Origin of the sequence: Verrucosispora sp. WMMD1129 (genome assembly GCF_029581255.1) — a bacterium.
In the GTDB taxonomy this organism is placed as follows: domain Bacteria; phylum Actinomycetota; class Actinomycetes; order Mycobacteriales; family Micromonosporaceae; genus Micromonospora; species Micromonospora sediminimaris.
In genome coordinates, this window is record NZ_CP120741.1 from 5,957,233 (window position 1) to 5,972,374 (window position 15,142).

A 15,142-nucleotide genomic window follows, 5' to 3' on the forward strand; every position below is an offset into this window, starting at 1 on the left:
CGGTGCGAGGAGATGACCGCCCGTTATGAACGCGAAGTCGTGGTGTTTCCCCCGATCCACCCGAACACGCGACAGACGCTAGACCAACCCGGCACGCACGGTCAACCGAAATGCTGTCGCATTTCCGCGGCGGTCTTCCTTCCGCCGAGCGCCTCGTGGTGGTCGTCTGCGCGCCGCCACCGTTGAGAGATCTAGATTGCTGCCGCGTCGCTGGCGGGCGGTTTGTCGGCGCGGACTGCGTAGTGCCGTCTGGACGTTTCCGTTCCAGCATACGGACAGCTAATGCTGACAGAGCCACAGGTGGGGGCGTATGGGCGGTCCGGAGAACGTCGGCAGCATTGACACCCGTCAGGGGGCTGTCTCACCATGGGAGCGCGCCCACGGCCGGCCATCGCTCGCCCGTGAGCGCAGAAGTGCTGGTCGCCGATGGCAAACAGGCAGCCGGTGCCGAACAACGGGGGATTGCTGCAAACGCGTCGCGACGATCTCGTGGCCGGGTGTACGCGCCTCCGTGTCGGTGAGCGCCACCCACTCTCCAACTCCGTTCTGACCGTCGTGCCTATTGGGCCGCATGGTCCGCGGTGAACGGCTGTGAGTTGTGCCCGATGAGGAGTTCGCGTGCCCGTTGACAGTGCCAAACGGCAGGTTTGGCTCGTGCAGCAAGGCGTTTGGGACACGCCGATGGAATCCATGCCCCTCGCCGCCGGCTACCTCAAGGCCACCGCGCTCGCCGACGAACGGATTGCGCGGGAGACCGAGATAGAGATTCGCAATTACCGTGGCGGGATGAAGCTTTCCGCGCTCTCCCAAGATCTATTTCGGGACGGCGCGCCCGATGTCCTGGCGTTCTCCGTGCTCGGCTGGAACTACCGGGAGTTCGGGGTCCTGGCGGAGACGTTCAAGCAGCTTCGCCCGGACGGCTGGGTGATCTTCGGCGGCACCCACGTGGCCAACCGCGCCCAGCGGACCTTCGCGATGGTTCCCGAGGTCGACGTGGTGGTCAACGGCGAGGGCGAGTTCGTCTTCACCGAGCTGGTCACCGCCTACCTCGACGGGCGCTCGCCGCGGTCGCTGGGCGACATCGACGGAATCTCCTTCCAGGATCCGGACGGTGCGGTGGTGACCACGCCGGACCGGCCGCGCCTGGAGGACCTGGACGTCATCCCGTCGCCCCTGCTGACCGGGGCCATCCCACTGCTCGACGACGCCGGCGAGTTCCGGTACGACGTCGCCCTGATGGAGACCAACCGGGGCTGCCCGTACAAGTGCTCGTTCTGCTACTGGGGCGGTGCGGTAGGCCAGCGGGTGCGGGCCTTCTCCCGCCAGCGTCTCCGCGACGAGCTGGAGTTCCTCGCCCAGCACAAGGTGCACACGGTGGTGCTCTGCGACGCCAACTTCGGCATGCTGCCGATCGACGCGGAGTTCGTCGCGGATCTGCTGGAGATTCGTGAGCGTTACGGGTACCCGCGCACGCTGGAGACGTCCTGGGCCAAGAACAAGTCGAAGGTCTTCTACCAGATCGTCCGGGACATGAAGAACGCCGGGATGCGCAGCTCGTTCACCCTGGCCCTGCAGACCCTCTCCGACGACGCCCTCAAGCTGATGAACCGCCGCAACATGAAGGTCAACGACTGGCGCGACCTCGTCGAGTGGCTCAAGGCCGAGGAACTGGACTGCTACGCGGAGCTGATCTGGGGCGCCCCGGGGGAGAGCCTGCAGTCGTTCCTGCGTGGCTACGACCGCCTCGCCGAACACGTGTCCCGGATCGCCGTCTATCCGATGCTCCTGCTGCCGAACACCGAGTACTTCGACAAGAAGGACGCGTACGGGTTCGTGACCGTGCGCGGCGACACCGACGACTTCGAGTACGTCCTGGCCCACCACACCATGCCGCTGCGGGAGAATCTCGAGGCTCGCCGGTTCATCTTCTACGCCCGGGTGCTGGCGGAGAACCTGGTGCTGCGGCACGTGTGGGCGCCGGCCCGGGTGTACGCCGGGCTCAGCCAGTCCACGTTGCTGCTGAACTTCGCCGACTGGTTGGAGCGTCAGGACGACGCCGACTCGGCGCCGCTGCGGGAGGCGGCCGCCAACGCCGCCGCCGAGTTCGGCGCGGTCAGTCCGGCGCTGGTCTACATGTACGGCGATCCACGTGCCAAGACGGTGCTCAGCCAGTGGTGGCAGGAGGCGGTTCGTCCGCTGGTGCCGGAGTCGGCCCGCCGGTGCCTGGACGAGGCATTCCGGTACGACATCGTCACCCAGCCCACCTGTGCCGAGCCGGGCAGCCTGGAAGCGGCCGGGTTGGATCTGGTCGACATCGACGGCGAGGCCTTCCTGCGCGGCGCGCCGGTCGAGTTCGAGTTCGACGTGCCGCGCCTGGTGGAGGCGATCGGACGTGGCGAGACGGTGCCGATCGAACCACGGCGACTGGTCACCTCCTTCTACTACAAGGTGGGTTTCGCCGCATTCGTGGCCACCACGAATCACGAACAGTCGGCGTACTTCCTCGGCCGGCCAGAGCGCGACGTCCTGGGCGGCCAGCTGGTCCAGGACGTAGCCGGATGACTTGAGCGATCGGAGAGACATATGGACCTGGGTATGCGGCACGTGACGCAGCTGACCGTCGGCACCTGGCAGGCGGAGGTGCTCTACACCCTCGCCGAGCTGGACGTCTTCACCGCGCTCGCCGACCAGCCGGCCACCGCGGCGGAGCTGGCCGCCGCCCATGGGTGGCACCCGGAAGCCACCGAGGCGGTACTCGACGCCGGCGTGGCACTGCGGTTGCTGAGCCGTACCGGAGCGGTGTACGCCAACACCGAGCTGTCCCGCCGGCTGCTCACCGGGGACACCGACGAATGCCTGGTCGAGTGGGTACGAACCATGGGCCGCTGGGCCCGGGCCTGGGCGCGGCTGACCGACGTGGTCCGCAACGGCGGGCCGGCCCTGGGCCACGACATTCGGCTGACCGAGGACCCGGCCTACCTCGCCGACCTGGAGGTCGGGTTCTTCCGGTACGCCACCCGGCTCGCCGAGGAACTGGCCGTGTGCGTACCGGGCCCGCTGGAGGGTGCACTCGTCGATCTCGGCGGGGGCTGCGGCGCGTACTCGATGGCGCTGTGCCGGCGGCATCCCGGGCTCACCTCCGTCATCTGGGAACTGCCGGACGCGGTGCCGCTGGCCAGCAAGGTGATCGCCGAACACGGGATGGCCGACCGGGTCAGCGTGGTGGGGCGCGACTACACCCGGGAGGAGTACGGCACCGGCCTCGCCGCCGTGCTCATGTCCAACATGCTGCACTCCGAGCGGCGGGAGACCGCCGCCGAAATGCTCCGGCGGGCGCACCGGGCGCTCGCGCCGGGCGGCCGGCTGATCGTCAACGGCAACCTGCTCAACGAGGACCGCACCGGGCCCCTGTTCTCCGCGCTGCACAACGTCTCGTCGATGGTGCTGTGGGAGGGCGGACGGGACTTCAGCGTGGCCGAGCTCAGCCGGCTGATCATTGACAACGGCTTCGGTGAGCCTCAGGTGGAGCCGATCGCCGGGGCCTCGTCACACGTGCTGATCGCACGCAAGCCGGAGTAACGGTGCGCCACGAGACGGTCGTCACCGATCCCACCGAGCTGTACCGGCTCCGCGACGGCGTGTACGCCGCCGACCTGCTCATCGTGGTCGTCGCGGAGCTGGACCTGTTCACCTGGCTCGACAGGTACGAGCGCGAGCACGACGACCCGGCCGGGATCGAGCAGGTGTGCGGGGCGCATCACCTCGACCCACGGGCGGCCGACGTGACGATCACCTACCTCGTCGCGCGGGGGCTGCTGGTCCGCGTCGGCGACCGGATCGTGCCGACCAGGGTTGCCCGGGACCACCTGGTCGCCGGTTCGCCGTACGACCTGCGGGCCTACTACGCCTCGCTGCGGGAGCGGCCCACCTGCCGGGATCTGCTCGCGGTCCTTCGTTCCGGACGCCCTGCGGCGTGGGCCGGCGCCGGTGGCCAAGAGGTGTGGTCGGATCGGCTGGCGTCGCCGGAGTTCGCCGCTTCGATCACCGCCGCGATGGACGCGCGGGGCGCGTACCTGGGCCCGGCCCTGGCCGAAGCGATCGCGGACCTGCCCGCACGCGCGGTCCTGGATGTGGGCGGTGGCTCCGGAATCTACGGCTCCGCGCTGGTGGAGCGACTGCCTGGTCTGCGGGTCGATGTCTTCGAACGGCCGCCGGTGGACGACGTCGCCCGCACCCTGCTGGCCACGCGCGGCCACGCGGACCGGGTCGGTGTCGTGGCCGGCGACATGTTCGCCGGCCTGCCCGGTGAGTACGACGCCCACCTGTACTCGCACGTGCTGCACGACTGGGGAGCCGGCGAGGTCCGCCGGCTGCTGGCGAACTCCGCCGCCGCCCTGCCGCCCGGCGGCTGGCTCGTGGTGCACGACACCCATATCGACGATGAACGATCAGGGCCGTTGCCGGTGGCGGAGTACTCGGTGCTGCTCATGCACTCGACCCCCGGCAAGTGCTGGTCCGTGGCGGAGCTGCGCGGCATGTTCGCCGAGGCCGGCTTCGACTACGTGGACTGTCGGCCGACCGCAGCCGACCGCACCGCCGTCATCGGTCGGCGGGCCCGCCGATGACCGAGAGAAAGGTGGCGGCCGTGTCGCCCACCCTGACCGAACGCGTACGCGGTTGGACGCGGCCGACCCGGGAACGCTGGTCGGCCATCTTCCGGCTGCTACCCCGGGCCGGCGCCTCAGTGATCATCGCTGCGGTCCTGCTCAACCTGGCGATCGGCGTGCTGCCGATGGCCTTCATCATCTGGACCGGCCAAGTGCTCGGTGACCTGCCGGCAGTCGCCGGTGGGACTCCGGACGCCTGGCGCACCGTCGTGCTCAGCCTGACGATCGCGGTGGCCGCCTTCGTTCTCCAGCAGATGCTGGTGCCGTTCCAGTCGGCTCTGGGCGAGGTGGTGATCCGGCGGGTGGACGGCTTCTGCGCCGGGCGGCTGGGCCGCGCCGCCCTTGCCGAAGCCCCGATCGCGGTGCTGGAGCGACCCGACATCAGCGGGCTGCTCGGTGAGGCGCGGGGCGGCTACGACCGGGTGCTGCCCACGCCGGGTGACGCGGTCGCGGGCGCGCTGGCGTTGATCGCGCGGTACAGCCAGCTCGCCGGTGCGGTCATCCTGGTCGGGTTCGTGCTCTCGGTACCCGCTGCGCTGCTGATCGGGGCGACCGCGTTGATCGTCCGGTACGGCCAGCGTGGTTCCCTCGGCCGCTTCGGCGCGCTCTGGGTCAGTCTGCTGCCGAGCCGGCAGCGGGTGATGTATCTGCGCTCCTCCGGCACCAGCACGAAGGTGGCCAAGGAGATGCGGATGTTCGGGCTGCTGGAGTGGTACCAGCGCCGGCATCGGGACGACTCACGTTCCTACCTGGATCCGCTGTGGGTCGGCCGGCGGCGGATCCTGCTGCGCCCGTTCCTCGCGTACGCCACCGTCGCGCTGGTCGGCGGCGCGACGGTGCTGTACTGGCTGGCCGGTGCCGCCGGCAGCGGCACGCTGACGCTCACGCAGCTGGGTATCGCCATCCAGGGGGTGCTGATCCCGATCCGGTTCGGGGTGTTCTTCCCGGAGTCGGACGTGCAGACCCAGTACGGCATGCAGGCGTACCAGGCGCTGACCACGTTCGAGCGGACCGCTGCCGAAGGCCGGGCCGGCGTCGCCGGTGACCTGCCGGTGCCGGCCGGCCCGATCGGCCCGATCCGCTTCGACGACGTGGCGTTCCGCTACGGCGAGAAGGGCAGCCCGGTGCTCGACGGAGTCTCCTGCACCCTGCCGGCGGGGCGGAGCACCGCCATCGTCGGGCTCAACGGTGCCGGCAAGACGACGTTGGTCAAGCTGCTGGCCCGGCTCTACGACCCGACCGGTGGGGCGATCTCGGTCGGCGGCGTCGACCTGCGCCAGTACTCACCGCGGGACTGGCAACAACGGCTCGCCGTCATCTTCCAGGACTACGTGCACTACGAGCTGGACGCGGCGGCGAACATCGGCCTGGGCGCGGCGGACCACCTCGACGATCGGGAAGGTCTGCTGGCCGCCGCCCGCCGGGCGGGCGCCGAGGACGTGATCGACGCTCTGCCGCACGGACTGGACACGATCCTGTCCCGGCAGTACGCGGGCGGCACCGACCTCTCCGGTGGCCAGTGGCAACGGATCGCCCTCGCCCGGGCGCTGTTCGCGGTGCGGCACGGCGCGTCCGTCCTGGTGCTCGACGAACCCACCGCTCAACTCGACGTCCGCGCGGAGGTCGAGTTCTACGACCGGTTCCTCGAACTGACCCGCGGACTCACCACAGTGATCATCTCGCACCGGTTCTCGACCGTACGACGCGCCGACCAGATCATCGTCCTGGACGGCGGACGGGTCACCGAGCAGGGCAGCCACGACGAGCTGATGGCGGCCGGCGGCCAGTACGCCGAGCTGTTCCGTCTCCAGGCGCGGCGCTTCTCCGGCGACGACGAGCCGCTCGTGGAGGTGACCGCATGATAGGGCTGTTGCGTACCGCCCGTTTCATGCTGGGCCTGGCGGCCCGCCTGGACCGTGGCCGGCTCATCCGGTCGGGCGTGTTGATGCTCCTGGGCTACGCCGCGACCCCGTTCATCGCGCTGGGCCTGCGGGATCTCACAAACGCCGCGCTGAGCGGCGACGTCTCGGCGGCCACCATCGCCGCGCTTGTCGTCGCGGTGCTGCTCACCTTCGAGCTGATGTTGGGCCACTTCGCGCACCTGTCGTACTTCGAGGTCGGCGAACTGGCCGAGGTGGCCCTCAACGAGGAGCTGTTGCGCCACGTCAACGCGGGCCACGGGCTGGAACGGGTGGACGACCCGGAGTTCGCCGACGGCGTGACGATGGTGCAGGAGGAGCTGGTCCGCACCCGGGTCGCGCTGGAGGCGGTGCTGCAACTCGGCGGCCTGCTGCTCCAGGTTCTCGTCACGACCGTCGTGCTGGCGATGCTGAATCCGTGGCTGCTCCTGCTGCCCGTCGCGGCTCTTGCGCCGGTGTTCATCGGTAAGCGGGCCCAGGCGACCATCGACGCGGCCAAGGAGAACGCCGCCGAAACCACCCGGCAGGCACGGCACCTGCTGGAACTGGCCACCACTCCGGCCGCGATCAAGGAGATCCGCCTGTTCCACGGCGAGCAGGAACTGCTGCGCCGGCACGAAAGGGCCTGGTCGGCGTCGACCCGACTGTTGTGGCGGGCGCACCGCCGGGCGGCGACGCTGCGCTCCGCCGGCCAGTCGGTGTTCGCGCTGGCGTACGGCGGCGCAGTGGTGCTGATCATCTCTCAGGTACGCGACGGGCGCGCCGACGTGGGCGACGTGGTCCTGGTGATCACCCTGGCGGTGCAGGTGGCGGTGCAGGTGGCCAGCGCTCTCAACCTGCTCGCGCTGTTGCAGGGGGTCGGCCGGACCGTGGCCCGGCTGACCCGGCTGCGCCGGTCGACCGGCGCGGCGACCACCGTGGGCACCGAGTCGTCCGGCGGGGTGCCGGAGCGTCTGAACGACGGCATCGTGCTGGAGAACGTCAGTTTCCACTACCCGGGAACCGACCGTCTCGTGCTCCGCGACATCAACCTGCGGTTGCCGGCCGGGGGTTCGGTTGCCATCGTCGGTGAGAACGGCGCCGGCAAGAGCACGCTGGTCAAGCTCCTCTGCGGGCTGTACCAGCCGGTTTCCGGGCGGATCCTGCTGGACCACGGCGACCTGGCTGACGTGCCGGACGACGAGTGGCGCAAGCGGGTGGCCCCGCTGTTCCAGGACTTCGCGCGCTTCGAACTGCTGGTGCGGGAGAGTGTCGGGCTCGGTGACGTGGCGCGCGTCGAGGACCGCGACGCGGTCGCCGACGCCGTCGACCGGGCCGAGGCCGGCGGCGCGGTGGCCGCGGTGCCGGGTGGTCTGGACGGGCTGCTCGGAAAGGGGTACGGCGACGGCGCGGAGCTTTCCGGCGGTCAGTGGCAACGGCTCGGGCTGGCTCGGACGATGATGCGCGACCGACCGCTGTTGCTGGTGCTCGACGAACCGGCGGCGGCCCTGGACGCGGCCGCCGAACACGCCATCTTCGAACGCTACCGGGACTCCGCCGGGCGGGTGGGCGCCGTCAACGGTGGCGTCACGCTCTTCGTGTCGCACCGGTTCTCCACCGTGCGCATGGCGGACCTGATCGTCGTGCTGGACGGTGGCCGGGTGGCCGAGAGTGGCAGCCACGCCGAGCTGATGGCGCGCGGCGGTCTGTACGCGGAGCTGTTCGGCATGCAGGCGCGGGTGTCCACGTGACGGCGTCGATTATCGTGCCGTTCGCCGGCACCCGTACCGCCGAGGCGGCGCTGAGCTGGGGGCAGGAGTCGATCTGGCGGACCGTACGCTGGCTCGACGAGGACGACCCGTACTTCAACATCCCGTACGTGCTGCCGATCGTCGGCGGCCCCGACCTGGACCGGGTCGGTGCCGCGTTGCGCCGGCTGGTGGAGCGGCACGAGGCGCTGCGTACCACGATCGCGGACACTCCGGACGGTGCCCGACAGACCGTTGTGGCGGCCGGCGAGCTCTGCGTCGACGTGCACGAGGCCGGGGACGACGACGCGCAGGTGGCGCAGCGGGTCGCCGCCGACCTCGCGGCCCGCGCCTTCCGGTACGCCGAGGAGCTGCCGTTCCGCTGCGCGGTGGTGCGCCGCGACGGTGTGGCCACCCAGCTGGCGCTGGCCCTGTCGCACCTGGCCGTGGACGCCTGGTCGATCCGGGTGCTCACCGACGACTGGGCCGCCCTGGTCGCCGGCGCGGACCCGGGTGACGTGCCGACGCAGCCGCTGGACCGGGTGGCGTTCGAACGCGACGGCGCCGGTGCCGGTCGGGGTGCCGAGTCGGTGGAGTACTGGGCCCGGACGCTGGCGCAGGCGCCACGGACACTGTTCGACTTCCCGCCACGGGAACCGGAGACGCTACGGTTCGTGCGGGTCGGCATGGAGTCGCCGGCCCTGGCGGTGGCCGCCACGGAGCTCGCGCACCGGTGGGGAGTGAGCACCGCCAGCGTGCTGACCGTGGCCTGTGGCGTCCTACTCGGGGTGCACACCGGGCACGACCGCGTCGCGCTTCAGCTCATCGTCGCCAACCGGCACGACCGGCGGTTCCGCACCATGGTCGGCCCGGCGGCCCAGGACGGCCTGCTGCTGCTGGATCTGGACGCGGGCTCCTTCGCCGAGACGGTGCGGCGGGGCCACATGCAGGCGATGGCGGCGTACCGGTACGGGCATTACGATCCGGCGGCCGTTCGCCAGTTGCGGGAACAGGCCGGCCTCGTGCGGGGCGCCCCGATGGACCTGTCCGCGTACTTCAACGACATCCGAGCCTCCGGAGTCTGGCCCCGGCTGCCGGCCGCGCCCGACGGCCTACGCGGCCTCAGCTCACGGACCCGCACCTTCGTGGTGGGCTCGCACGCCAAGGTGGACGCCAAGGCGTTCTTCGCCACCGGCGCGGCCCCCGACACCGGCCAGCTGTACCTGCTCGCGGACACCGCCTACCTGGCTCGCGAGACGGCGTTCGCCCTGCTCCGCGCGGTCGAGGAGATCCTGGTCACCGCCGTGGAGTCCGACGATCTGCGGATCTCCGACCTCGCCGCGGTCGCCGGGCTCGCCGTGGTTCGGCGCGGGCCCGGCTGGACCCGTAGCGGTCCGGACTGGGTACACCTCGACGCGCCCGCCGCAGCATCGCAGGACACGCCCGAGATCGTGCAGAGGTCTTCTACCCCCGGAGGCGCCGTATGACCGCTGTGACCGAACTGACCTGGGACGACGAGATGCGGACCGCGGTGGACCGCCTCACCCACACCGCCGAGGAGAACTACTACAACCCCTACCAGACGTTCGAGTGGCCGGATCACATCGACGAGAGCATTCCGTGGATGAGTGCCGACCTGATGACCGTGCACGGCACCGAGGCGGCCGCCGAACTGTCGTCGGCGCAGCGACTGGCGCTGTCCAAGTGGGAGAGCATCCACTTCTACAGCCTCAACGTGCACGGGATCCGGGATCTGATGACCGAGGTCGTGGCGCGGATACACACGCCCGGATTCGAGATCCCCACCCCGTTCTTCCATCACTTCCTCGGTGAGGAGAACGAGCACATGTGGTTTTTCGCCGAGTTCTGCCTGCGCTACGGCGGGAAGATCTATCCGGACCGGACGATGGCGTTTCCCCGGGAGCCGGCCAGCCCGGTCGTCGACCACTTCATCGTCTTCAGCCGGATCCTCATCTTCGAGATCATCGTCGACTACTTCAACAGCCGGATGGCGGCCGACGCCACCCTGCCGGAGACGATCCGGGCCATCAACCGGGTGCACCACCAGGACGAGTCACGGCACATCGCGTTCGGCTGCCACCTCGTCCGGGTGCTGTTCGACCGGTTGCGGGCCACCTGCGATCCGGCCGAGGTGGAGCAGGCCCGCCGGTACGTGGCCCGGTACATCGAATCCTCTCTGCACCAGATGTACAGTGTGGACGCCTACCGGGACGCGGGGATCGACCGGCCCGCCGCGTTCCGGCAGCGGCTGTTGGCCGACCCGGGACGCCGAGCGGTGCACGAAGCCTTCGCCGGGCGCGCGTACAGCTTCTACCGACGGATCGGGGTGCTGGCATGACCGCGGGCCCGACCGAAGCTCATCTCGGCGCCGTGCCGGCGCTGCGCGACCCGGGCCCCGGGCTGATCGTGCTCGACCCCGACCAGGCTCGCCTCTTCCACCTTCTCGACGGGCTCTTCGTCGGGGTCGCGGAGCGGTTCGGCGCGGCGCCCGTGGTCGGGCCGCCGCTGCTGCCGGCGGCGGACCTCGTCCGACTCGACTACTTCCGTAACTTTCCGCACCTGGGCGTGCTGGCCGCCCGCCTGACACCCGAGGCGACCGCCGAGGCCGCCGCCGGCGCCGACCCCACCGCGCTGGACACCGTGCCGACCGGCTACCTCCTGCCCTCCGCGACCTGCTACGGGTTGCTCACCGCCATGACGGGCGTCCGCCTCGACGCCCCCGTACGGCTGTCCGCGACCGGCCGATGTTTCCGCAACGAGGAGCGGTTCGAGGGCCTGCGCCGGCTCTGGGGCTTCCACATGCGGGAGATCCTGTTCGTGGGGGACCAGGACGGTGCCGCCGGGCACCTGAACGTCTCCCGCGAGATGATCCTCGACCTCGCCAACCGGCTCGGCGTGCCGGTGACGGTGGAGGCGGCCAACGATCCGTTCTACGACCGGACCGGTTCCCGGGCCCGGCTGGCCATGCTGGACCCGGTCAAGCACGAGTTCGTCACCGTGGACGGCACCGCCATCGCCTCGGTGAACCGGCATCGCAACTTCTTCGGTGAGCGGCTCGACATCCGGCTCGGTGCCGACAACGCGTACAGCTCGTGCACCGCGTTCGGTGTCGAACGCTGGATTCACGCGATGGTGTGCGCGCACGGGTCGGTGCGCGCCGCGCTGGCGGTCGCGGAGCGGGCCAGTGGCTGACGTCCCGGTCACCACCGGTGTGCTCGGCGTCCGGCTGCCCCTGGTGCAGGCCGGCATGGGCGGGGTGGCCGGCCCCGCCCTGGCCGCGGCGGTGGCCGAAGCCGGCGCGTTGGGGACGGTGGCGCTGTACCGCGTCGACGCGTCGACCGCCGCCGAGTTGGTCCGCCGCACGGCGGAGAACACCGCGGCCACCTTCGGCGTCAACGTCATCCCGGAGGTTGCCGGGGCGACGCTGCCCGCGCAGGTCGCCGCGGTGCTGGACGCCGCCGACCGAAGACTGGTGATCAACGTGTACGGCCTGCCGCCGTCGTGGCTGGTACCCCGGGCGCACGACGCGGGGCACACCGTTCTGGTTCAGGTCGGGTCGGCCGCCGACGCTCAGCGGGCGGCGGCGGACGGCGCCGACGTGCTCGCCGTGCAGGGCGTCGAGGCCGGCGGACACCATCTGGGGGACCGGCCGGTGGCGGATCTGCTGGCCGAGGTGCTGGACCGCGGCGTGTCGGTGCCGGTGCTGGCCGCCGGTGGTATCCAACGCGCCGACCAGGTCGCGGAGCACCTGCGGGCCGGCGCGGGTGGCTGCCTGTGCGGCACGGCGTTCGTGGTCGCGGCGGAGGCGGCCGCGCATCCGGACTACCAGGCCGCCATCGTGGCGGCCGGCGAGGACGCCACCACCGTCACCGACCGTTTCGCGATCGGCTGGCCGGGTCGTCGGCACCGGGTGCTGCGTTCGGCCGTCACGCAGGCGGCGCAACCGCCGGCCGGCCGCTTCGTCGCCTGGACCACGGTTACCGGCCGGCGGTTGCCGGTGCCGCGCGGGTCCGCCGCCGTGCCGACCGTCGAGACGCAGGGCGGGATCGCCGAGATGGCCCGCTATGCGGGTACCGGCGCCCGGTGGGTGACGGCGGTGGAGCCGGCCGCGGAGATCGTGTCGCGTCTGACGGGCCTGCCGGCCACCGGCGAATCCGTCGCGCGGGTCGGAAGTGCGCTGTGACCCGCACGGTGCCGCCGGGCGCACCGGACGGTCGGGACCTGGCGGGCCGAGGTCCGGGGCGCTGGGATCTGCCGGGCCGGGATCTCGACGGTCGCGGACCGGGGTGTGGGCCTGTCGAGGCACTGCGCCGGCTGGTCGGTGATGCGCCGGAGGTCGGTCTCGACCTGGTCGCGGTCGATCGGGTCCGCCGCGCGATCGACCGCCACGGCGACCGCTGGCTGGCCGACATGTTCACCGGGGCGGAACTGGAGCAGTTGCGACTCGTCCGCGGTGATCTGCCCGAACGGGCGGCCGGCCGGGTCGCCGCCAAGGAGGCGGTCGTCAAGGCGTTGCGCCCGGACGACCTTGTGGCCTGGCACGACATCGAGGTCCTGCGGCTGCCGCACGGCGCTCCGGTCGTGCGGTTGTCCGGCCGGGCCGGGCGGCACGCCGAGCACCGCGGCGTGCGTTCGGTCGCGGTGAGCATCACCCATCAGGACGGCTGGGCCGCGGCGATCGCGGTGGCCGGGTCCGCTGACCCCGACTTCGAGGAGTACCCACATGGATGAGATCCGCGAGTGGATCCGGAGCAGGAACCCGTCGCTGACCGGCGACATCGGCGAGGACGACGACCTCATCGAGGCCCGCTTGATCGATTCGCTGGACTTCCTGGACTTCGTCTACCTCCTGGAGGAGGTCTCCGGCAGTCCGATCGACCTGCAGCAGTTGAGCGTCGATGACTTCCGGACACTGGGCCGGATCCGCAAGCGGTTCCTGCCGGCTGAATGAGGCCCGCTGCACGGGGGGACGACAAGATGCCGAACTCCCTTCTCGTCCGGGTGACGGACGAACGGACCGTCGAGGCGGAAGCGACCTGGGGACAACGGGCCATCTGGTCCTGCATCCAGTTCATGGGGGAGCACGATCCGTACTTCAACGCGGGGCGGGTTCTGCCGGTGCCGCAGCGGTGCGGTCTGACCGACGTCGCCGACGCACTCGGTGAACTGCTTCGCCGGCATGAGACGCTGCGGACGGTGTTCGAGTTCGCTGACTCGACCCTGCGGCAGACGGTGCAGGGCTCCGGCGAGCTGCCGGTCGCGGTGGAGCCGTTGTCCACCGCCGGGCACGCCTCGGCGGACGCGGCTGCCTGGACACGGATGTACCAACTCGCCGGCCTCGTGTTGCCGGTGCACGAGTGGCCGGTACGGATCGCGGTGCTGACCGAGGCTGACCGACCACGGTTCGTGGCGGTGGTGTTCAGTCATCTGGCCGTCGACCACACCGGTGCCGAGCTGGTCATGGCGGATCTCGCGGAGCTGTTGGCCGGGCGACGGCCGCCGCTTCCCGAACGCCAGCCCGTCGACCAGGCCGCGTACGAGCGATCCGAGGCGGGGCACGCCACGAGCGAGACAGCCCTGCGGCACTGGGCCCGTACGCTCCGGAACATTCCCGCCTCCATCTTCGACTACCGCACCCACCACACCGGGTCACCCCGATTCCGCCGGACGATCATGTACAGCGAGGCGGTCACCGCCGCCGCCGCGGCTGCCGCCGTACGCCTGCGGGTCACCTCGTCGGCGGTGCTGTTGGCGGCGCAGGCTCTCGTGTTGGGCCGGTACACCGGCCACGACGTCGTGCCGGTGCAGCTCATCTGCGCCAACCGCGACACGGAGCGGGAACGGCTGGTCGCCACGGTCGCCGGAGACGGCATCGTCCGGGTCGATCTGGCTGAGGACTCCTTCGCGCGGATCGTCCGGCGGACCTTCCTTGCGGGCGTGGGCGCGTACCGGTTCGGTTACTACGATCCCGAGGCGGCCTGGCGGATGAGGGCCGCCGAGCACCTCGCGCGTGGCGCGGTCCTCGGCATCGGCGTCTACTTCAACGACGTACGCGACGGCGTCTCGTCCGCCGTGCCGACCGACCCGGCGGACGAGCGGACGATACGCCGGCTGGCCGCCAGCACGAGGATCGAGCCGGCCGGCGGTTGGGACCTGATGGATGCCCGGGTGTTCCTGACCGTGGCCACCGCCGGCGCGGCGACCCGGCTGTCGATGCTCTGTGACACCGCGTACGTGCCGACGGAGGACGTCGTCGCACTGCTGCACGGCATCGAACGGGTGGTGATCGCAGCGGCGACCGACGACCTCACCGCAGAGCTGACCTCCGAGGCCATCGGGGTGCCGTCGGTCGTGCGCGGCCCGGACTGGGTGCGTGGCCCCGACGGATGGGTCGATCTGGCCGGCACTCGCGCGCTCTGGCGCGATCTGCTGCCCGACGCCACCGTGGGTGGGGTCTTCCTGGCCGAGGATCCGGCCCCGACCGGCTCCGGGTTGGTCGGCTATCTGGCCGGGCCGCCCGACGGCGACCTGCACGACCTGCACGAGGCGTTCGTCGCCGCGCTCGGCGAGCGGACGGATGTTCGCGCACCGTCCCGCTACGTCCGGTGCGCCCACGGGCCGGATGATCCGGACGACCGGCTGGCGTGGGAGAAGTGCCCGGTGCTCGCCGAGGGAACGGGACGGCGGGTCGACGGCCCCACCGATCGGCTCTCGGTCGATCCTGCGGTTCGTCGCGCGGCCTGGGTTGCCGCAGACGACGGTCGCTGAAGAACCTCGGGCCACGACCGGGGGAACGGCCGTGGCCCCG

At 71.0% G+C, this 15,142-nt stretch carries 12 protein-coding genes; all 12 read left to right on the forward strand.

Annotation, left to right across the window (positions count from 1 at the left end):
* Nucleotides 1-654 precede the first annotated feature (654 nt).
* The 12 genes from O7624_RS27690 to O7624_RS27745 are packed head-to-tail and all read left to right on the forward strand — an operon-like array spanning nt 655 to nt 15,102.
* Nucleotides 655-2,562: a KedN5 family methylcobalamin-dependent radical SAM C-methyltransferase gene (locus tag O7624_RS27690; protein ID WP_282237909.1), complete on the forward strand. Its 1,908-nt coding sequence runs from the start codon at nt 655-657 to the stop codon at nt 2,560-2,562.
* Between the two features lie 33 nt (nt 2,563-2,595).
* A complete protein-coding gene (locus tag O7624_RS27695; protein ID WP_282237910.1) occupies nt 2,596-3,579 on the forward strand; it encodes a methyltransferase in 984 nt (327 codons plus the stop codon).
* Nucleotides 3,580-3,581: 2 nt separating this feature from the next.
* Complete coding sequence (locus O7624_RS27700; RefSeq protein ID WP_282237911.1) at nt 3,582-4,625, forward strand: methyltransferase; 1,044 nt, start codon at nt 3,582-3,584, stop codon at nt 4,623-4,625.
* 20 nt (nt 4,626-4,645) lie between these two features.
* The gene (locus tag O7624_RS27705) at nt 4,646-6,529 is read left to right on the forward strand and encodes an ABC transporter ATP-binding protein (protein ID WP_282237912.1); all 1,884 of its coding nucleotides are present in this window, start codon (nt 4,646-4,648) and stop codon (nt 6,527-6,529) included.
* Nucleotides 6,526-8,316, forward strand: a complete 1,791-nt coding sequence (locus tag O7624_RS27710; RefSeq protein WP_282237913.1) for an ABC transporter ATP-binding protein — start codon at nt 6,526-6,528, stop codon at nt 8,314-8,316. The genes O7624_RS27705 and O7624_RS27710 overlap by 4 nt, the downstream gene beginning before the upstream one ends.
* The gene (locus tag O7624_RS27715; protein ID WP_282237914.1) at nt 8,313-9,800 is read left to right on the forward strand and encodes a condensation domain-containing protein; all 1,488 of its coding nucleotides are present in this window, start codon (nt 8,313-8,315) and stop codon (nt 9,798-9,800) included. Before O7624_RS27710 ends, O7624_RS27715 begins: the two co-directional genes overlap by 4 nt.
* Nucleotides 9,797-10,672, forward strand: a complete 876-nt coding sequence (locus O7624_RS27720) for a diiron oxygenase (RefSeq protein WP_282237915.1) — start codon at nt 9,797-9,799, stop codon at nt 10,670-10,672. Before O7624_RS27715 ends, O7624_RS27720 begins: the two co-directional genes overlap by 4 nt.
* Entirely contained in the window at nt 10,669-11,526 is an 858-nt protein-coding gene (locus tag O7624_RS27725) for an aminoacyl--tRNA ligase-related protein (RefSeq protein WP_282237916.1), read from the forward strand. Before O7624_RS27720 ends, O7624_RS27725 begins: the two co-directional genes overlap by 4 nt.
* Nucleotides 11,519-12,517 (forward strand): nitronate monooxygenase, encoded by a 999-nt coding sequence (locus O7624_RS27730; protein WP_282237917.1) that lies wholly within the window; start codon nt 11,519-11,521, stop codon nt 12,515-12,517. Before O7624_RS27725 ends, O7624_RS27730 begins: the two co-directional genes overlap by 8 nt.
* Entirely contained in the window at nt 12,514-13,065 is a 552-nt protein-coding gene (locus O7624_RS27735) for a holo-ACP synthase (protein WP_282237918.1), read from the forward strand. Before O7624_RS27730 ends, O7624_RS27735 begins: the two co-directional genes overlap by 4 nt.
* Nucleotides 13,058-13,285 (forward strand): acetyl xylan esterase, encoded by a 228-nt coding sequence (locus tag O7624_RS27740; protein WP_093408987.1) that lies wholly within the window; start codon nt 13,058-13,060, stop codon nt 13,283-13,285. The genes O7624_RS27735 and O7624_RS27740 overlap by 8 nt, the downstream gene beginning before the upstream one ends.
* A 26-nt stretch (nt 13,286-13,311) precedes the next feature.
* Nucleotides 13,312-15,102 (forward strand): condensation domain-containing protein, encoded by a 1,791-nt coding sequence (locus tag O7624_RS27745; protein ID WP_282237919.1) that lies wholly within the window; start codon nt 13,312-13,314, stop codon nt 15,100-15,102.
* Nucleotides 15,103-15,142: the final 40 nt, after the last annotated feature.